Origin of the sequence: Thalassotalea algicola (assembly GCF_012932965.1) — a bacterium.
GTDB lineage: Bacteria > Pseudomonadota > Gammaproteobacteria > Enterobacterales > Alteromonadaceae > Thalassotalea_F > Thalassotalea_F algicola.
In genome coordinates, this window is record NZ_JABBXH010000002.1 from 601,939 (window position 1) to 623,118 (window position 21,180).

Sequence of the window (21,180 nt, forward strand, 5' to 3'; positions counted from 1 at the left end):
TATCATCATAGAGTTTTATCTGGTATTAATGAGTAAAATTAGCGTCTAAAGCAATATATAAATCCGCTTTATTATTTGCTATACAACATAATAAGCTACAACAAGGTTGCAAAGGTACAATGTCTGATCTAAAAGCTTCGAACTCCTTTCGGTCATTGAAATATAAGATACCCATCATTAGCTTTATCGTTTCGATATTTGTCGCTTTTGTTATTAGTTACACCTTTTATGTAGAAGGTAGCCATATATTAAGAGATCGGGTTGAACGAGATCTGAAAGAAAATGCTGAACTGATTTCGCCTTTGGTTAAAAATTTTTTGACTAAAAATATATATGATGCGCAGGTAATTTCTTCAGCCCCAACTGTTGTAAACCTCTTAAATTCGGTAAACATTAATCAGTCGTTCGCTACTATTAAACGTAATAGTGACACTGTAACCACAATGTTTGATTTGGTTATCAATGCAAAAAATGAATTTAGCAAAATAATGCTATTTGACAACAACAACCAAATCTTAGCCGAAAGCTCTAATAAAGTTTCTCCTAAGTTAAAAAGTACATTAGTGCAAACTAACCAAAATTGGTTAGCTTTAGGGACATCACAACGTTCAAATTCTTCATTTTATCGAGTCGAGGCAGATGAAGGGAGTAGTGCAGACGCCTACTTTTTAATTGTGAGTGAAGTCATTATAAACGACCAACATCTTGGAAATTTGGTCTCTGCTATTACTTTTAGCCAGTTTTCCTCGCTACTTGACTCCTTTCAAAAGCCAGGAGAAACGTTTTATATCATTAGTAACTTAGGCAACCATATTTATAACTCTGCTAATTACATGACAAATGCTGCTCAAAAGTTAGCCGATGAGTTGGTCTCACAACAATTTAGTGCAGATAGACAAGGTGAACCGTTAATAGAGCTTGAGCCAAAAAAACAAAATTCAGTTAATTTAGCCTATATTAAGCGCATTTCTTTTTCTGAGCTAGGCCAATATCAATCGCTAAATTTAGTATTGTTTCACTATAAAAATAACCTTTCAGCTTCATTCGAAAATTTAGAAGAGCGTAGTTATATATTGGCATTTTTGCTGGCAGTTATAACGTTTTCTTTATCATTTTTTGCGTCAAGAAGGCTAATTCAGCCGATGTCACAAATGATGGAAAGTATTCGACATTACGAAACGACTGGTAAAGTATTAGAACTACCAATTAATTCAAATGATGAAATAGGCCTGTTGGCCAGTAGTTTTGAACGCATGTTGTCTCGTGTTGAAATAAATAAAGCGTCACTGGAAGATGCTGCGAATGAAGCTAAAGAGTCATATGCTAAATTGCAATCAGTTTTAAACTCCATTGCTGATGCTGTTATCAACATAGATGATGATGGCAATATTATTGCGTTTAATCAGTCTGCTGAACAAATGTTTGGCTACGAAGAAAAAGAGGTTAAAGGCAAACTTTTTCATATGCTTATGCCGTCAGACTTTAGCCGAAATCATGAACAGTTTGTTGCTCAATATTTAGAAACAGGAGTGAATCAGAAAAATCGCTTTGGTAGTGAATTACCAGCCGTACGTAGTGACGGTGAAGTTTTTCCTATGCTATTGAGTGTTTCGCAAGTAGAAAGCGGGCAAGGGCAAATCTATACCTGTGTTATCAGAGATAATACGTACTACAAATTGTTGGAGTCTGAGCGACAATCTGCTTTAAAGGCTGCCGAAGAAATGGCTTGGCGTTTAGATTTTGCTTTGTCTGCGCCAAAGATAGGCGTGTGGGAATACAATAAACTTTCTGGTCGTCTATCTTGGGATAAACGAATGTATCGTTTATACGGTATAGAAAAAGACTCAGGAGTACACCCAGAGCAAGTTTGGTTAAAAGCATTGCACCATGAAGATAGAGAGAGAATGGAGCAGGCCATAGAGCAGTCTTTTGCAAGCGGTCAAGATCTTTCCGTTACTTGCCGCATTACAACGCCTGATAAACAAGTGCGCTATATTGAATTTAAAGCCAAGGCTATTTTTGAAAAAAATCAATTGATTAAGCGAATTGTGGGCACCTCAAGTGACGTAACGGAACAGCTTTTATTGAATGACTTAAAGCAACAAGCGCTTGATATGGCAAAGGAGTCGTTAAGATTAAAGTCTGAGTTTCTCGCAAGTATGAGCCATGAGATTCGCACACCAATGAATGGTGTCCTTGGAATGTTAGGGCTTCTGGAGAAAAGTGAATTAAATAAAAAACAGCAACATTACGTGCAACTAGCAAGCTCTAGTGCGTATTCTTTATTGAATCTAATTAACGATATTCTTGATTTCTCAAAAGTTGAAGCAGGAAAACTTGATTTAGAAATTTTAGAATTTGATATTGGGGCTCAGCTCGGTGAAATTGCAGAATCCTTAGCGATCAAAGCGCAAGAAAAAGGCTTGGAAGTTATATTAGATGTCAGTCAAATTAGTACGTCTATGGTTAAAGGTGATCCTACTCGTATTCGACAAATCATTACCAACCTTGTCGGTAATGCTATTAAATTTACCGAACAAGGAGAAGTCGTTATTACAGCGCGGTTAGAGGCTGAGCAGTCAGGTATTCGGCTGTTTTGCTCAGTACGAGATACGGGGATTGGAATATCGCCAGAACAAGTGAACAAGTTATTTGATTCCTTCACTCAAGTTGATTCTAGTACTACTCGAAAGTATGGCGGCACTGGTTTGGGTTTAGCTATTGTTAAAAAGCTTTGTACATTAATGAACGGAAAAGTTTCAGTTAATAGTATTGAAGGGCAAGGAAGCGAATTTAAATTTAACGTTTTACTTGCGCCTTGTCAGCGAAAGCTAGCTCAAATTCCGAAAGTTAATATCGCTGAGAGTGAAATTTTAATTGTTGATGATAACACTACCAACTTGGAAGTTTTAGAAGGGCAGTTAGTATCGTGGGGCGCTAGAGTTACTCGAGCAAAAAGCGGTGTCGAAGCGATAAATATCATTAACAGTCAAGAAGCTAATAAGTATCAAGTAGCGATACTTGATATGCAAATGCCTAATATGGATGGTGCCATGCTTGGCGCTAAATTGCGGAAGCTACCCAATAGTCAAAATACAAAATTAATTATGATGACATCGATGGGTGAAAACGGTGATGCAGAGTATTTTGCTAGGCTTGGGTTTAGTGCTTATTTTCCTAAACCAGCAACAGTCTCTGATTTACACGATGCCCTAGCTATAGTACTTGATAATAGTGAAGCACTTAAACAAGCGCTGCCACTGGTAACACATCATAACTTGCAAGCAATGAAACAAGTAGCGGATGATAAGTCGTTAGCTGAGACTCGGATTTTACTTGTAGAAGATAACCGCATAAACCAAGCAGTCGTTCAAGGTATGTTGGCAGATGTTGGTAGCCAAGCAGTTATCGCAGCTGATGGTTTAGAAGCATTAGAATGCCTTAAAAATACCAGCCAAAATGATGTATTTGACCTTATATTAATGGATTGCCAAATGCCAAAAATGGACGGATACCAAGCAACAAAGGCGATAAGAAAGGGGCAAGCAGGTATTCAATATAAGCATATTCCTATTGTTGCGATGACTGCCAACGCAATGAAAGGAGATCGAGAAAAGTGCCTAGAGTCAGGTATGAATGACTATTTAACTAAGCCTGTTGATTGTGATGTTTTGTATCAAGCTATTAATCAATGGTTGGATAAAGAAAAGCAGTCGCACTCCAGGAGAGAATTGCCTAAAATTGAAGGTGAAAACGTAACTGAAAGTGATAGCGTAGATGACGGTGGCGAAGTTAATATAGCTTGGGATAAAGAGGCTTTATTAAAACGAGTTCGTAAAAATGAAGTACTCGTAAATAAGTTGGTTCAACTATATTTAGAGGATACGCCAGCGCTATTTCAGCTTTTGAATAGCTCAATAGGAAGCGAACAATTGGAAGATGTTGTTGCGCACGCTCACAAACTTAAGGGCAGCTCCAATAACATTGGTGCCATTGAGTTTGCTAAAGTGGCTTCTGATATTGAACAAGCAGGTAAAAATAATGACTTGCTAACCGCTAAGTCATTGCAAGAAAATTTTGCTAAAAGCTTTGAACGATTGCAAGTAGAGTTAAGTAGTTACTTAAGTAATAATGTTCAAATTTAGCTTATATAATTGATTTTTATTAGCTAATATAAATTTATAGATAAAAACTGGGTGTTGATATGCAAACAATTTTGGCTGTGGATGATGCCAAAGATACATTAATGTTGCTTGAATTTGATTTACAAGCGGAAGGCTACCAAGTATTAACTGCTAATGATGGTGCTAGTGCTTTATCAATACTCGAAAATGAAAATGTAGATATGTTATTGCTTGATTTGTATATGCCGGGTATATCTGGCTTAGACACGTTAAAAGCTATTCGTGAAAATCAAGACTTGATTAACTTGCCTGTTATTATGCTGTCTGCGTCCGATGATGAAGATGAAATTGTTAGTGCGTTGGAATTCGGTGCGCATGATTATGTAACTAAACCTTATATTGCCAAAGTATTGTTGGCCCGAATACGTAATGCGTTGCGTTTGAAAGAAAAAACCATGAAGTTAGAAAATTTGGCAAAAACTGACTTTCTTACAGAGGTTAATAATAAAGGGGAGTTTGAGCATCAAGCGCTGAAGTCAATTAGCCAAATGTCGCGAATTAATCACAATTTAGTTATTGCTATGCTTGATATAGACCATTTTAAGGCGGTTAATGATACCTATGGTCATGATGCAGGTGATATTGTTCTTAAGCACTTTGCTAAGGAGTTGACTAAAACTTTTCGCGATTATGACATTATTGGCAGAGTAGGTGGTGAAGAGTTCGCTGTTTGTATGCCGAATACCGCACAATTAGATGGTTATAGTGCGTGTGAGAGGTTTAGAGTAGCGCTGGAAAATTTGATTATTGATATCGGCAATGATCAGACACTAAGTATTACTGCAAGTATTGGTGTGGCATCCGCCCAACATATTGATGGTGGCTATGACTTTAGCAGGTTAATGCATTTAGCTGATCAGTTTTTATATCAAGCGAAAGAGCAATCACGAAATAAAGTGGTTAGCCACGCAACCCCTATAATGGAAAGTGAAGTAAACCAACAAATAGAGAGTGATATTATGGCGAATGAAAGCGATGAAAAATACGCCGGTATAGATTACCAAGTTGGGGTTAATAATGTGTTAGGTGATGAAAATTTGTTTAAAGAAATTTTGAAAATGTTTTATGACGATCATCATCAAGATGGCGCTAATATTCAAACGGCAATTAGCAACGCAGATCAGTCTAGGCTTAAACATTTAGTTCATACCCTTAAAGGCGTCGCTTGTTCAATTGGCGCAATGCAGCTTTTTGAAAAAACAAAAGAATTAGATGTGGCTGTTAATGAAGGAAATACTGGAAGTTATCAAAGCTTATTTGACAATGTCGCACATGAATTAGAACGAGTGATTGGCGGAATAAAGTCAGAGCTAGATATTCGGTAGTGAGTATCTAATCAATCTCTATATCTATATCGGTATGGGGTATGCAACAACAGGGGAGTATCTCATCCTCCCCAACAAAAGCTAGTGGCTCACCTTGTGGGTAGGTTACTTGCCCATCATTTAACTTGACTCTGCATGCACCACAAAAGCCATCTCGGCAATGATAATGAACTTCAACATTCGCACTCTCTAAGCACTCCAGTAGTGTTCTATTCTGATCGGTGAATATGACTTCTGTACCGTTAGCAATAACGGTTTTTCTAGATTGGTGCTCACTCATTACATAATAACAATCTGTGATTGTCCATAATTACGAGCACCTATCGAATCGGTTATAAGTCGAAATCGTCAAAGTCATCAGCAGACACGGCAGAGTCTACTTGACCAACTAAGTAACTAGAAATTTCTGTTTCTTGAGGCGCAACTTGAACATTGTCACTAACAAGATATGCATTCATCCAAGGTAAGGGGTTACTTTTAATCGCAAACGGGGCTTCAAAGCCAATTGCTGTCATACGTTGGTTTGAAATGTATTCAATGTATTGATTTAAGATTTCAGCATTTAATCCAATCATCGAGCCATCTTTAAATAAGTACTGTGCCCACTCCTTTTCTTGTTCAACAACATCCATGAAAATTTGCCGACCTTCTTCACGAAGCTCATCTGACACTTCTTTCATTTCTGGGTCATCAACACCATTAGCCCAGTTATTTAAGATGTGTTGTGTACCTGTTAAGTGCAATGCTTCATCACGAGCAATTAGCTTAATGATTTTAGCATTACCTTCTAATAACTCGCGTTCTGCAAAAGCAAATGAACAGGCGAAACTAACATAAAAGCGAATAGCTTCTAATGCATTAACTGAACAGATGGCCAAGAATAAGCGCTCTTTAAGTTTACGCATTGAAACGTCGATTTTTTTGCCTTCTACTTCGTACTCGCCGTCACCTTGTGACTGAAGAAGTTGCGTTGTGATTATTACGTCATCGAAGTACTTAGCAATGCTGCTCGCACGTTTTAAAATCGCAGGGTTAACAACTATATCGTCGAACACTTCACCTGGTTCAGTAAATAAATTACGTAAAATATGCGTGTATGAACGAGAATGTATCGTTTCACTAAATGCCCATGTTTCTACCCAAGTCTCTACCTCAGGTAATGACACTAGTGGCAAAAGTACAGCATTAACAGAACGAGCAGCCATGCTGTCTAGTAATGTTTGATATTTTAGATTAGATATAAATATATGCTTTTCAGATTCTGTAAGGCTTTGCCAATCAGCTCTATCTTTTGAAACGTCAACTTCTTCAGGGCGCCAGAAAAATGATAATTGCTTCTCTATTAATTTTTCAAAAGCGGTATAACGTTGTTGATCGTAACGAGCAACATTAACACTATTTCCCAGAAACATTGGCTCTAATAATGCGTTATTTGGGGTCTGATTGAACGTGGTATAAGTCATTAAAAACTCCGGTAATATCACATAGACTATTTATGTGACCGCTAAAACACATTATTGAAGTTTTGTTAGCGTGTTGTAGCAATTGTTCATTGAAAAGCCGCTTTAATTTCTTAACGCGGCTTATTTTCTTATTTTGTTCGGTAAGCGTTAAATCTTACACGCACCGCCTTCACAGCCTTCATCAACTGTTTCTTGCGAGTCGTCTGCACCATCGCGAGTATTATGGTAATAAAGTGTTTTAACACCTAATTTATATGCATTAAGTAAATCTTTGATGATTTGCTTAACTGGTACTTTACCGCCTTCATACTTCGAAGGATCGTAGTTAGTGTTTGCAGAAATTGTTTGGTCAATGAATTTTTGCATAATACCTACGAGCTCTAAGTAGCCATCATTACTAGGAATATTCCAAAGTAACTCATAGTTGTCTTTTAAGCGTCTATACTCAGGAACTACCTGCTTAAGTACACCATCTTTACTTGCCTTGATACTAATTAAGCCTCGCGGTGGTTCAATACCATTAGTCGCGTTGGAAATTTGTGAAGACGTTTCTGAAGGCATTAGCGCAGATACTGTCGAGTTTCTTACACCATATTCTTTTATATTTTCACGAAGTGTTTCCCAATCTAAATGAAGTTTTTCACCAGTGATTTGGTCAATTTCTTTTTTGTAAGTATCAATTGGTAAGATACCTTTGCTTAATTTGGTCTCATTAAACAATGGACACGCACCTTGCTCTTTTGCAAGCTGGTTTGATGCCTTTAACAAGTAATATTGAATCGCTTCAAATGTTCTATGAGTTAGGTTGTTTGCACTACCGTTTGAATAGAATACGCCATTCTTAGCTAAGTAGTAGGCATAGTTGATTACACCTATACCCAATGTACGACGACCCATAGTAGCAGAGTGCGCTGCTGGCACAGGATAATCTTGATAATCGAGTAAGCTATCTAAAGCACGTACCGCTAAATCGGCAAGACCTTCTAATTCATCTAAACTCTCAATTGCACCTAAGTTGAATGCTGAAAGTGTACATAGCGCTATTTCGCCATTTGGATCATTAACATCTTCAAACGGCTTAGTCGGCAAAGCAATTTCTAAGCATAAGTTACTTTGACGAATAGGGGCTTGCTCTGAATCGAATGGGCTGTGAGTATTACAGTGATCTACGTTTTGTAGATAGATACGACCCGTGCTTGCGCGTTCTTGGGCAAATAAGCTGAATAGTTCAATTGCTTTGATGCGTTTTTTGCGAATTGACTCGTCCTGCTCGTATTTTACGTATAGCTCTTCAAATCTTTCTTGATTTTGGAAGAATGCGTCATATAAACCAGGTACGTCGCTTGGACTAAACAAGGTAATTGACTCACCCTTAATCAAACGTTGGTACATTAATTTATTGAATTGCACACCATAATCTAAGTGTCTTACACGGTTTTCTTCAACACCACGGTTATTTTTTAACACTAACAGGCTTTCAACTTCGAGGTGCCATAGTGGGTAGAATAAAGTGGCTGCACCACCACGAACACCACCTTGAGAACAACTTTTAACAGCTGTTTGGAAGTGCTTATAAAAAGGAATACAGCCAGTATGAAATGCTTCACCATTGCGAATAGAGCTACCTAACGCTCGGATACGTCCTGCGTTAATGCCAATACCTGCACGTTGAGAGACATATTTAACAATTGCACTAGAAGTCGCATTTATAGAATCTAAGCTATCGCCACATTCAATTAATACACATGAAGAGAATTGGCGCGTTGGTGTACGAACGCCCGCCATAATTGGCGTAGGTAATGAGATTTTGAAAGTAGAAATGGCATCATAGAAGCCTTCAATATATTTCAAACGCTCATTAGTTGGATATTTTGCAAATAAACAAGCCGCCACTAGGATGTATAAAAATTGTGCACTTTCATATATCTCACCAGTAACACGGTTTTGAACGAGGTATTTACCTTCTAATTGCTTAACAGCCGCATAACTAAAGTTTAAATCTCGGCTGTGATCAATAAAGGCTTCCATTTGCTCAAATTCAGCTTGCGAATAATCAGCTAGCAAATGTTGGTCGTATTTGCCCATCTCTACCATGTCTAAAACATGTTCAAATAACTTAGGTGGCTCAAATTTTCCGTATGCTTTTTTACGTAGGTGAAAAATGGCCAATCGAGCAGCTAAATACTGGTAATCAGGTGTTTCTTCAGAAATTAAATCTGCCGCAGCTTTAATGATCGTTTCATGAATATCTTCAGTTTTTATACCGTCATAAAACTGAATGTGTGACTTTAATTCTACTTGAGATACAGAGACCTCATCTAAGCCGTCAGCGGCCCAAGCAATAACTTTATGAATTTTTTCTAAGTCAATTGCTTCCTTTTCACCATTACGCTTGGTTACAAATAGATTACTGTTCATGAAAGACCTTGAGATTGTTTTATTGTTTTAATTATTTTTGCGGTAGATATTGTTGCAGCGTTAAACCGTTGCAATTGAGAGAATTCAACTAGTAGGTGTTTGAACATCCGATGCACAATATATTGGGTTTTTAAAATTTATAATCACAAGATAATGAGGTTCGGTGGCTAATGCAAGCGCTAAAAATCTGTGTGATTATTTAATAATCTGAGCGATTTTTAGCTGGTTAGTAATGACTAACGTAGTAGTGCTTTTTTAAAGTGATTTTATTAAAACGCAATGTTTTTTTTATGCTAATTTACCCCTATAGAATTATTTGTTACATAAAATAAGTAAGCTTAGAACAAAAAGAAATATATAGGTGTTATGGTCTAAAATTCAAGCAATTAGCGATTAGATTAAAAAATAAACACCTACAAAACGTGTGCTTTTAGTGCAATTGGGTGGTCAATTTTTATATTCGCCAACCATTCATCGATTTCATTGAGGTTTTCTATATATCCCCATTTGGCTATTACAGTGAACATGTTGGCTCGATTACCAGCTTCAATATCTCGAGGAGCATCGCCAACATATATGCAGTCACTCGGAGCAACACCTATTTCTTTTGCTGCTTGAAGTAAAGGTGCAGGGTGGGGTTTTCGTTGAGGTAAAGAGTCACCACCTAAAATACTTTGAGCATTTGATAATTCAGTAAATGATGGTAGTAGCGCATTGGTGAGATTAATTGGCTTGTTAGTGACAATTCCCCACGGAATATTATTTTCGTCTAAATATGCAATTAAATCGTTTATGCCACTATATAAACAAGTATGAACTGCGATGTTTTTTTGGTAATAGTTTAAAAACTCTTTACGCAATGCTTCATAGTCATATTGTGACAGTTTGTCTTTAAAACCTAACTCGAGTAATCCTTTGGCACCATCCGATGCTACTGGACGGTATTTTTCTCGAGCTACTGTAGGTAAGTTATGCTGACTTAACACAAAGTTAAGTGCTTCACCTAAGTCATTTGCGGTATCGAGTAAGGTACCATCTAAATCAAACAGTACCCCTTTAAATTTACTCATTCTTAACCTACCTTTTGACAGCACAAAATATAATTAACATCCAAACCTGGTGCTAACTTGTGGTTTTCTGTTACAGGGTTGTAGTGAATGCCAGTCGCGTCAATGCATTTTAATTGGCTAGCTTCGGCCCAGCCAATTAAAGTTGAAGGTCGAATAAATTTGTCGTGATCATGGGTACCATCTGGCACTAATTTAAATAGCTTTTCTGCGGCTAAAATTGCTAATAAATAGGATTTGGTCGTTTTATTCAGTGTCGAAAAAAATACATAACCACCGGGTTTTACCAGTTGAGCACACGCATTAACGATTGATGCAGGGTTTGGCACATGTTCTAGCATTTCCATACAAGTAACTATATCAAACACTTCTTGGTTTTCTTGGGCCTTTTCTTCAGCAGTTATTTTTTGATAACTAACTTCTACTCCAGATTCTAGCGCATGAAGTTTGGCTACGTTTAAAGGTTCCTCTCCCATATCTATACCAGTAACATTTGCACCTAACTTAGCTAAACTTTCCGCAAGAATTCCGCCACCACAGCCGACATCTATTATAGATTTACCAAACAATTCAGAAACGTGTTGTAAGATAAACTGTCTGCGCAAAGGATTTATTTGATGAAGTGGTTTAAAGTCTCCTGAGAGATCCCACCATTGGCTAGCAACTTTTTCGAATTTTGCTATTTCATTCAAATTTACGTTGAGAGATTTTGACATTGTTATAAGGTAGTGATGAATCTTGGCGAAGATTCTAAACCAATAAATTCAAGCAAGCATTAAAATAATAATAAAAAGGCACTAATGATGTCTCAAAGCAAACTTAAACGGGTAATCGGTAAATTTGGTATAGCAGCATTAGCGATTAATGGACTGATTGGTGCAGGGATATTTGCATTGCCGGCAGGGGCTGCTGCCCAAACTGGTAACTTTAGCCCATGGGCGTTTTTAATTTGTGCGGTACTTATGCTGCTCATTGTCTTGTGTTTTGCGCAGCTTGCCATGGGGTTCGATCATACTGGTGGACCGGTCGCTTACGCTAAGCGAGCATTTGGTGATCATATAGCATTTCAAACGACGTGGTTATTGTATATAGGGCGCTTAACGGCACTTGCCGCTAATACCAACGCAATAGTGTTATACCTTAGTTTTTTTTATGATGGATTTGCCCAAGGATTTCTACATTCGTTCAGCATCATTTTTGTGTTAATCACCTTATTGTGGCTTAACTTAAGAAATGCTGCTCAAACAATGTCAATTATTAACATTATCACTGCGATAAAGCTGCTGCCCCTAGTACTATTTGTATTGTTAGGTTTTACTTATATTGATTTAGATAAGGTTGTGGCATTTAATCTTGATGAAGTTGAAAACTTAAGTGGAGCATTATTATTACTAGTATATGCATACATTGGTTTTGAAGGAGCAGTAATACCAGCGGGGGAGAGTAAAGAGCCTAAGAAAATGATTGCTAAAGCATTAATTTCTACTTTGCTTATAACCGCAATACTTTATTTTTGTATTCAAGTGGTTTCTATTTCTGTATTAGATAATGTTGCAATTAGCAGTGCGCCACTAGCTGATAGTGCGCAAGTTATGGTTGGAAGTATAGGAGCAGCCATTATTGGCATTGCAGCGATTGTATCAATTTCTGGTAATTTATCAGCGATTGTATTTACCGCTCCAAGGATGACTTTTGCCTTGGCCCGACAAGGTAATTTACCTAAGTGGTTTGCATCAATATCTGAAAAAACTAAGACACCGCAAAACTCTATCATATTTCTTGTTGTTTTTGCCATGATATTGGCATTGACTGGCAGCTTTATTTGGCTAGCGATAATCAGTTCATTGGCGCGTCTAATTGGCTATTTTATTACGATTTCTGCGCTTGTTAAATTAAAAAAAGAACTGATTCAAAGCCAAACTCAATGGATATTACCATTGGGCTTATTGATTCCTTTGTTAGCGCTTTGCGTGTGTTTATGGCTTGCAAGTGCCGCTAGTTGGCAGAGTTGGTTAACAACAATGGCTTTTTGTTGCTGTGGTAGTGGGTTATTTTGGTTAACCCGACCTAAAACAAAAAATAAAAAAGTTGAGTAACTTCGTTTGAAATAGTCATAAAGTATTAAAAAATAGCTTAAAGCTAATACACTATTAATTAGCAATTAATAGTGTATTTGCGCTTCTTTCTGATAGTCGATAGACTCGCCGTATACCCTATCTCCCAGTTTATTCATAATATTAACGATGCCAGCGCACACAGCAATAACCTGTTTATCGTCTTTAAAGTCATTAGGTAAAGTCACACGCCCATTTTGATTGCGAGGAAAATTTCCATAGTGATGTTTTAGTTGTAAGTCCTGCTCGTCATAATATAGAACAGTGACTAGTTCATTAATGGCGTTCATGTTTGAACCCTCAATCTCATGTAGTTGTTACAATGTAATTTCAATTCAGTTATTTGTCTGTTGTGAATTGGTATTCAATTGTTACTCAACTGTAACGCTAACAATTGGTTTAGGTATAGTGAGTGGTTGTTTATTGTTCAATTTGAGATGTCGTCTATTCGCATCAAGAGAAATGACTTAGGTTATTCTGGATGTTTGCATATAAAATTTTAATATAAACAAGGAGATATTAGGGTTTATATATGGTTGTAATATTCCCTTGATAATCCATGACGAACATAGCAAAATGAAGCTCAGAAAGCTGTATGGCATCCCTACCTTTTGTGGTAGTATGCACTGCTTAAATTAAAATAATAATTTCGAAAAATTCTGTATAAATAGGGATACCATCGATTTATGTCCGATCTGGCAAAAGAAATCCTCCCGGTCAATATTGAAGACGAGTTAAAAAGCTCGTATTTAGATTACGCAATGAGTGTAATTGTTGGCCGTGCACTTCCTGATGTACGTGACGGTTTAAAACCAGTACACAGACGCGTACTTTACGCAATGAATGTACTAGGCAATGACTGGAATAAACCATATAAAAAGTCAGCCCGTGTTGTTGGTGACGTAATTGGTAAATATCACCCGCATGGTGATACTGCTGTATACGATACAATTGTTCGAATGGCGCAAGATTTTTCTATGCGTTATATGCTCGTAGATGGTCAGGGTAACTTCGGTTCGGTTGACGGTGACTCTGCGGCGGCAATGCGTTATACCGAAATACGTATGAATAAGATCTCACATTCGATCTTAGCTGACTTAGAAAAAGAAACCGTAGACTTTGTACCTAACTACGATGGTACAGAACATATTCCTGCGGTAATGCCAACTCGAATTCCTGCACTATTAGTTAATGGCTCTTCAGGTATTGCGGTTGGTATGGCAACAAACATACCTCCACACAATCTAACCGAAGTAATCAACGGTTGTTTAGCATTAATTGATAATGGTGAATTAACCATTGATGAATTAATGGAATACATTCCAGGTCCAGATTTCCCTACCTCAGGTATTATCAGCGGTAAAGCGGGGATCATAGAAGCTTATAAAACTGGTCGCGGTAAAATCAAAATTCGAGCGCGAGCAGAAATTGAAGTCAATGAAACTTCAGGCAAAGAAACCATCGTTGTTCATGAGTTGCCTTATCAAGTTAACAAAGCGCGCCTAATTGAAAAAATGGCAGAGCTTGTTAAAGAGAAACGTCTAGAGGGTATCTCTGCCTTACGTGATGAGTCTGATAAAGACGGCATGCGTATGGTTATTGAAGTAAAACGTGGAGACGTTGGTGAGGTTGTATTAAATAACCTATATAAACTGACTCAAATGCAAGTGTCGTTTGGTTTAAATATGGTGGCATTGACCGAAGGTCAGCCTAAATTATTTAACCTTAAAGAAATGCTTGATGCCTTTTTGCTTCATCGCCGTGAAGTAGTTACTCGCCGTACTATCTTTGAATTACGTAAGGCGAGAGACAGAGCTCATATTTTAGAAGGCTTATCAATTGCGTTAGCTAATATCGACCCTGTTATTGAACTTGTTAAAAGCTCAGCGAATCGTAAAGAAGCGGAAGAAAAACTAGTTTCACAAGGGTGGGCACTAGGCAACGTAAGTAGCATGCTGGAAACCGCCGGTACCGATGCTGCACGCCCAGAATGGTTGGAGCCTGAATATGGTATTCGTGATGGTTTATATTACCTAACCCCAGAGCAAGCAAAAGCGATTGTAGATCTACAGTTGTATAAGCTTTCTGGCATGGAACACGAAAAGATTCTAAATGAGTACAAAGAGTTATTAGACTTAATCGCTGAATTATTGCACATTTTGAGCTCGCCAGAGCGCTTGATGGAAGTGATTAAAGAAGAACTTGAAGCAATTCGTGAAGAATTTGGCGATGAGCGACGTACTGAAATTACCAATGCTTCACATGATATTTCATTAGAAGATTTAATTAATGAAGAAGATGTCGTCGTAACACTTTCGCATGAAGGTTATGTTAAATACCAAGCACTTAGTGATTATGAAGCACAACGTCGAGGTGGTAAGGGTAAAGCTGCTACTAAGATGAAAGAAGAAGATTTCATTGAGCGTCTTTTAGTTGCTAATACACATGACACTATTTTATGTTTTTCAAATCGCGGAAAACTATATTGGTTGAAGGTATACCAATTACCATTAGCTAGTCGAACAGCACGTGGTCGTCCAATTGTAAACTTATTGCCATTGGAAAGTGATGAACGCATTACGGCAATTTTACCTGTCCGTGAATATGAAGAAGACAAGTACATCATTATGGCTACAGCGTCTGGTACTGTTAAGAAAACGCCATTAACAGCGTACTCGAATCAACGTGCTAACGGTATTATTGCTTTGAATTTACGTGACGATGATACGTTAATTGGTGTTGATATTACCAACGGTGAGAATGACATCATGTTGTTCTCTGACGAAGGTAAAGTTGTGCGCTTTAATGAGAAGCAACGTGACAGCGAAACCGGTGAAATTAAGCTTGATCCTGAAACAGGTGAAGAAGTCTTAGCATTAAGGCCAATGGGTCGTACTGCGACAGGTGTACGTGGTATTAAGCTTGAGGGTGATCAAAAAGTTGTTTCACTTATTGTACCTAAGAATGATGGCCCAGTGTTGACGGTTACTGAAAATGGCTACGGTAAGCGTACTTCATTAGCAGAGTACCCAGCGAAGAGTCGTGCTACCAAAGGTGTAGTTTCTATCAAAGTGAGTGAGCGTAACGGTAAGGTAGTCGGCGCTGTTCAAGTTGAAGAAAACGACGAGATAATGATGATTACTGATAACGGTACGTTAGTACGTACTCGTGTCAACGAAGTTAGTGTTATTGGTCGTAATACTCAAGGTGTACGTTTAATTCGTACTGTTGAAGATGAGCACGTAGTTGCACTTCAACGTATTGATGAAATTGAAGAGTGTGATGACGTTATCGAAGGTGAAGTGGAAGCTTCTTCAGACGGTAGCGAAGCGCCAGTACAAGAAAAATCAGAGTTTAGTGAAGAGTCGCTCGGCGACCCTGAAGAGTAACGCCTGAAAAATAATAATAATGGGCGGTCTAACCGCCCATTTTTTTTCACTAATAAAAATTGAATAAGGAATATCGAGATAATGTCTGCAACATATAATTTCTGTGCAGGTCCTGCAATGTTACCGTCTATCGTGATGGAAAAAGCACAATCCGAGCTTATTAACTGGCAAGATTTAGGGTGTTCGGTAATGGAATTGAGCCACCGTAGTAAGGCCTATATGGCTGTCGCAGAAAAGGCTGAAGCAGATCTTCGTATGCTGATGGATATTCCTGAAAACTACCATGTACTATTTATGCATGGTGGAGGCCGAGGTCAATTTTCTGCGGTTCCATTAAACCTGTTACCGACTGATGCAAAAGCGGATTATATTGTAACAGGCTCTTGGTCCAGTGCAGCGGCAAAAGAAGCTGCAAATTATGGCAATATTAATGTCATAGATGCAGTGCAAGACATTGATAACATCAAGTCAATAAAATCACCGACTGATTGGGCGTTATCAGCAGATGCACAATATGTACATTACTGTCCAAATGAAACTGTTGATGGTATAGAGATTTTTGAAATACCAGAAACTAATGGTGTGCCATTAATAGCCGATATGTCATCGACTATTTTGTCTAGAGAAATAGATGTAAGTAAATTTGGGCTAATATACGCAGGTGCACAGAAAAATATTGGGCCGTCAGGTTTAACAATAGTAATTGTTCGTGACAACTTAATTGGCAATGCTCGAAAGGAAACGCCTTCCGTATTTAATTATCAATTAGCGGCTAACAATGGCTCAATGTACAACACGCCGCCAACGTTCGCCTGGTATTTAGCTGGCTTAGTTTTCGAGTGGCTGAAGGATATAGGTGGTGTAGAAGGTATAAGTAGAGTCAACATAGAAAAAGCGAATATGCTTTATCAATGTATTGATCAGAGTGGTTTTTACAAAAATAATATCGATAAATCAAATCGCTCTTTAATGAACATTCCATTTTGGCTTAATGACGAATCATTAAATAGTAGTTTTCTCGCTGAAGCTGAACAATCTGGTTTATTAGCGCTTAAAGGCCATCGAAGTGTAGGTGGTATGAGAGCGAGTATATATAACGCAATGCCAATTGAAGGGGTAGCCGCGTTAGTCAACTTTATGAACGTATTCGCTGAGCGTCATAAAGCATAACAAAAAGAAATGAAGGAAGTATTCATGTCAGAACATAAAACAAAACCAGCGTTGGAGGTTAACTAACATGGAACAGTTAACTCTACAACCTATCAATAGAATTAACGGTGAAATATTTTTGCCGGGTTCGAAAAGTTTATCTAATAGAGCGTTATTAATAGCATCACTTGCTAGCGGCACGACGAAAATAACTAACTTACTAGTAAGCGACGATATCAATCATATGCTTAATGCCTTATCCAAACTAGGCATTGAGTATTCATTAAGTGACTGTGGCACAGAGTGCACAGTTATTGGAAACGATGGTTTTTTTAAAGCCGAACAACCACTTGAACTTTATTTAGGTAATGCTGGTACAGCGATGCGTCCATTGTGTGCTGCGCTTGCGGCAAGTGATGGTGAGTTTGTATTAACGGGCGAACCTCGAATGAAAGAGCGTCCTATTGGTCATTTAGTGGATGCGTTGAGCCAACTTAATGCCAATGTCGAGTACCTTGAAAATAGAGATTATCCGCCTGTCAAAATTATTGGTAAAGCACTAGATGGCGGCAAAGTTTCAATTGATGGCTCTATTTCTAGCCAATTTTTAACGGCTATTTTAATGGTTGCACCACTATTAAAAACAGATACATACATTGATATCCAAGGGGACTTAGTGTCCAAGCCTTATATTGATATCACGCTCGATATTATGTCGAGGTTTGGTGTGAAAGTAGAAAATAACAATTATCAGTCATTTACTGTTAGTGGTAACCAATCATATCAAGCCGTCCCTAAGTATATGGTAGAAGGCGATGCATCTTCTGCATCTTATTTCTTAGCTGCTGGTGCGATAAAGGGTGGTCAAATAACTGTACACGGTATTGGTAAATTAAGTGTTCAGGGCGATAAACATTTTGCCGATGTACTTGAGAAAATGGGTGCAGAAGTGACGTGGAATGATGAATCAATTTCCGTAGTTGGAAAACCATTAACTGCGGTTGATATGGATATGAACCATATACCTGATGCTGCAATGACAATTGCTACCACTGCGTTGTTTGCTAAAGGAACAACAAGCATTCGCAATATCTATAATTGGCGAGTTAAAGAAACCGATCGACTCAACGCTATGGCGACAGAGCTTAGAAAGGTTGGGGCAACAGTAGAAGAAGGTGAGGACTATATAAGTGTTACACCTCCTGCCACACTTAAGCACGCAGAAATTGATACTTACAATGATCATCGTGTGGCTATGTGCTTTTCATTGGTTGCTTTAAGCAATACACCGGTCACGATTAATGACCCAAGGTGTACTGCAAAAACATTTCCGGACTACTTTGAAAAGCTGTCACAAGTTTCGAGTTAATCTGGAATATTAAATTAGATATAGAGGTCTATAGCAATAATCCGTTTGCTATACCTCTACATCGCGCTTGGTTTCTACAAATATTTAAAGCATCAAAGGCAGTCGAAAATAACTTGTTTTAAAATTGTTACAAATTAACTTTTTGGGCGATTTTGAATGACAATTCACGTATAATGCCGCCGATTTGCGACATTAGGAGAATAAATGTATGCAAGAAAGCATTCCAGTAATCACGATAGATGGGCCTAGTGGGGCCGGTAAAGGGACAGTATCTCGTTTTGTTGCAGACCAATTAGGTTGGCAGTTGCTAGACAGTGGCGCAATTTATCGAGTGCTAGCTGTAGCATTGATGCATCACAATATTGAAGTTCAAGAAGAAGAGCCGCTAATTCCAATTGCAGCTCATCTTGATGTGCAATTTGAAATTACCGGTGAAGGTGAAAGTAAGGTGGTTTTAGAAGGTGAGGATGTGTCTGATAGCATTCGCACTGAAGAAGTTGGTGCGCTTGCTTCAAAGGTAGCTGCGTTTCCTCGAATTCGAGAAGCATTATTACGTCGCCAAAGAGCATTCCGAGTTGAGCCAGGGCTAGTTGCTGATGGCCGAGATATGGGGACGGTTGTTTTCTCTGATGCGCCAGTTAAAGTATTTTTAACTGCTAGTGCAGAAGAGCGTGCCGAACGTCGATATAAACAGTTGAAGGAAAAAGGCTTTGATGTTAAAATCGGGCGCCTTTTGGATGACATACGTCAGCGAGATGAACGTGATCAGAATCGTTCTGTAGCTCCGTTGGTGCCAGCAGAAGGTGCGTTAGTTATTGATTCTACTGATCTTTCCATACAGGAAGTGGTTAATAAAATCTTGTCATTTACGAATGAAAAATTGACGCAAACAGAAGATATTTAAACCTTGCGTAAGGATACAAAAGGTATTTTTAACAACCCCATGAAACATGTATGTTGATTGGATTAATTTAAAAGAGTTTATACACAGGTATGACTGAAAATTTTGCACAACTTTTTGAAGAAAGTTTAAAAGAGATCGAAACGCGCCCTGGTTCAATTATCAAGGGTACTGTAGTTAAAATCGAAAAAGACAACGTAATTGTTGACGCAGGTCTTAAATCAGAGTCTGTTATTTCGATTGACCAATTCAAAAACTCTGCTGGTGAAGTAGAAATTGAAGTTGGTTCTGAAGTAGATGTGGCATTAGACGCTACAGATGACGGTTTCGGCGAAACTGTACTTTCTCGCGAAAAAGCAAAACGCCACGAAGCATGGCAAGTGCTTGAAAAAGCTTACGAAGAAAAAGAAACTGTTATCGGTGTTATCAACGGTAAAGTTAAAGGTGGTTTCACTGTTGAAGTAAGCAATATTCGTGCATTCTTACCAGGTTCATTAGTTGACGTACGTCCAGTACGTGATACTGCGCACCTTGAAGGTAAAGATTTAGAATTCAAAGTTATTAAGCTTGATCAGAAGCGTAATAACGTAGTTGTTTCTCGTCGTGCTGTTATCGAATCTGAAAGCAGCGTTGAACGTGACGAGTTACTTGAGTCATTACAAGAAGGTCAAGAAGTTAAAGGTATCGTTAAGAACCTAACTGACTACGGTGCATTCGTAGATCTTGGCGGTATTGATGGCTTACTACACATTACAGATATGGCTTGGAAGCGTGTTAAGCACCCAAGTGAAATCGTTAATGTTGGTGACGAGATCCAAGTTAAAGTACTTAAGTTCGACCGTGAACGTACTCGTGTTTCATTAGGTATGAAGCAGTTAGGCGAAGATCCATGGGTAGCTATTGCTAACCGTTATCCAGAAGGTTCTAAGCTTTCTGGCCGTGTTACTAACTTAACAGACTACGGTTGTTTCGTTGAAATCCAAGAAGGCGTTGAAGGTTTAGTTCACGTTTCTGAAATGGATTGGACTAACAAAAACATCCACCCATCTAAAGTTGTTAACTTAGGTGACACTGTTGAAGTATTAGTATTAGAAATTGACGAAGAACGTCGTCGTATTTCTTTAGGTCTTAAGCAGTGTGTTCCGAACCCTTGGGAAGAGTTCGCTAAGAACTTCAACAAAGGTGATAAAGTTAGCGGTAAGATCAAGTCAATTACTGACTTCGGTATCTTCATCGGTCTTGACGGTGGCATCGACGGTCTTGTTCACTTATCTGATATTTCATGGAATGGCGGTGAAGAAGCTGTACGTGAATACAAGAAAGGTGACGAAATTTCAGCTGTTGTACTACAAGTTGATCCAGAGCGTGAGCGCATCTCATTAGGCGTTAAGCAAGCGGAAGACGATCCATTCAATATGTATCTGACAGATAACAAAAAAGGTGCTATTGTTAATGGTAAAGTAGTTGAAGTTGACGCTAAAGGCGCTAAGATTGAATTAGCTGAAGGTGTTGAAGGCTACTTACGTGTTTCTGACATTTCTCGTGACCGCATTGAAGATGCAACAACTGAATTATCAGTTGGTGACGAAGTTGAAACTAAGTTCATGGGTGTTGATCGTAAGAATCGTTCAATTAGCTTATCTATCAAAGCGAAAGATCAAGCTGAAGAGCGTCAAGCGATGGATAACTTGAACCAAACTGAAGATTCAGGTTTCACAAACGCAATGGCTGAAGCATTTAAAAACGCTAAAGGTTAATTCTTTAGCGCTTAAGGTGAGGAGGTAATTTATTACCTCCTTTA

14 protein-coding genes are annotated in these 21,180 nt (G+C 38.3%); 8 read left to right on the plus strand and 6 right to left on the minus strand.

Going from position 1 to position 21,180, the window contains the following annotated elements; translation table 11 throughout:
• The first annotated feature begins 119 nt into the window (after nt 1-119).
• Entirely contained in the window at nt 120-4,145 is a 4,026-nt protein-coding gene (locus HII17_RS07425) for a response regulator (protein WP_169074704.1), read from the plus strand.
• A gap of 59 nt (nt 4,146-4,204) precedes the next feature.
• Nucleotides 4,205-5,509: a diguanylate cyclase gene (locus HII17_RS07430; RefSeq protein ID WP_169074705.1), complete on the plus strand. Its 1,305-nt coding sequence runs from the start codon at nt 4,205-4,207 to the stop codon at nt 5,507-5,509.
• A 7-nt stretch (nt 5,510-5,516) separates the two neighbouring features.
• Here HII17_RS07430 and yfaE read toward each other — a convergent pair whose 3' ends face one another.
• The 5 genes from yfaE to ubiG form a co-directional block, all read right to left on the minus strand.
• Nucleotides 5,517-5,789: a class I ribonucleotide reductase maintenance protein YfaE gene (gene yfaE, locus HII17_RS07435; RefSeq protein ID WP_169074706.1), complete on the minus strand. Its 273-nt coding sequence runs from the start codon at nt 5,787-5,789 to the stop codon at nt 5,517-5,519.
• A gap of 52 nt (nt 5,790-5,841) precedes the next feature.
• Nucleotides 5,842-6,972: a class Ia ribonucleoside-diphosphate reductase subunit beta gene (gene nrdB, locus HII17_RS07440; RefSeq protein WP_169074707.1), complete on the minus strand. Its 1,131-nt coding sequence runs from the start codon at nt 6,970-6,972 to the stop codon at nt 5,842-5,844.
• Between the two features lie 147 nt (nt 6,973-7,119).
• Nucleotides 7,120-9,390 (minus strand): class 1a ribonucleoside-diphosphate reductase subunit alpha, encoded by a 2,271-nt coding sequence (gene nrdA, locus HII17_RS07445; RefSeq protein WP_169074708.1) that lies wholly within the window; start codon nt 9,388-9,390, stop codon nt 7,120-7,122.
• 413 nt (nt 9,391-9,803) lie between these two features.
• The gene (locus tag HII17_RS07450) at nt 9,804-10,460 is read right to left on the minus strand and encodes an HAD family hydrolase (RefSeq protein ID WP_169074709.1); all 657 of its coding nucleotides are present in this window, start codon (nt 10,458-10,460) and stop codon (nt 9,804-9,806) included.
• A 2-nt stretch (nt 10,461-10,462) separates the two neighbouring features.
• Nucleotides 10,463-11,173 (minus strand): bifunctional 2-polyprenyl-6-hydroxyphenol methylase/3-demethylubiquinol 3-O-methyltransferase UbiG, encoded by a 711-nt coding sequence (gene ubiG / locus HII17_RS07455; protein ID WP_169074710.1) that lies wholly within the window; start codon nt 11,171-11,173, stop codon nt 10,463-10,465.
• Nucleotides 11,174-11,257: 84 nt separating this feature from the next.
• Between ubiG and HII17_RS07460 the strand changes: the two genes are divergently transcribed.
• Nucleotides 11,258-12,553: an APC family permease gene (locus HII17_RS07460; protein ID WP_169074711.1), complete on the plus strand. Its 1,296-nt coding sequence runs from the start codon at nt 11,258-11,260 to the stop codon at nt 12,551-12,553.
• Between the two features lie 65 nt (nt 12,554-12,618).
• Here HII17_RS07460 and HII17_RS07465 read toward each other — a convergent pair whose 3' ends face one another.
• On the minus strand, nt 12,619-12,861 hold the full coding sequence (locus HII17_RS07465) for a TIGR02922 family protein (RefSeq protein WP_169074712.1): 243 nt from the start codon (nt 12,859-12,861) through the stop codon (nt 12,619-12,621).
• 396 nt (nt 12,862-13,257) lie between these two features.
• Here HII17_RS07465 and gyrA point away from each other — a divergent pair, with 396 nt between their 5' ends.
• From gyrA to rpsA, 5 genes are all read left to right on the plus strand, one after another.
• The gene (gene gyrA, locus HII17_RS07470) at nt 13,258-15,960 is read left to right on the plus strand and encodes a DNA topoisomerase (ATP-hydrolyzing) subunit A (RefSeq protein WP_169074713.1); all 2,703 of its coding nucleotides are present in this window, start codon (nt 13,258-13,260) and stop codon (nt 15,958-15,960) included.
• A gap of 81 nt (nt 15,961-16,041) precedes the next feature.
• Nucleotides 16,042-17,130, plus strand: a complete 1,089-nt coding sequence (serC, locus tag HII17_RS07475; protein WP_169074714.1) for a 3-phosphoserine/phosphohydroxythreonine transaminase — start codon at nt 16,042-16,044, stop codon at nt 17,128-17,130.
• A 67-nt stretch (nt 17,131-17,197) separates the two neighbouring features.
• Nucleotides 17,198-18,478, plus strand: coding sequence for a 3-phosphoshikimate 1-carboxyvinyltransferase (aroA, locus tag HII17_RS07480; RefSeq protein WP_169074715.1), 1,281 nt, complete (start codon nt 17,198-17,200; stop codon nt 18,476-18,478).
• A gap of 208 nt (nt 18,479-18,686) precedes the next feature.
• Nucleotides 18,687-19,382 carry a (d)CMP kinase gene (gene cmk / locus HII17_RS07485; RefSeq protein WP_169074716.1) on the plus strand — a complete coding sequence of 232 codons (696 nt, stop codon included), beginning with the start codon at nt 18,687-18,689 and terminating at the stop codon, nt 19,380-19,382.
• An 89-nt stretch (nt 19,383-19,471) separates the two neighbouring features.
• Nucleotides 19,472-21,136 (plus strand): 30S ribosomal protein S1, encoded by a 1,665-nt coding sequence (rpsA, locus tag HII17_RS07490; RefSeq protein WP_169074717.1) that lies wholly within the window; start codon nt 19,472-19,474, stop codon nt 21,134-21,136.
• The last annotated feature ends 44 nt before the right edge of the window (nt 21,137-21,180 follow it).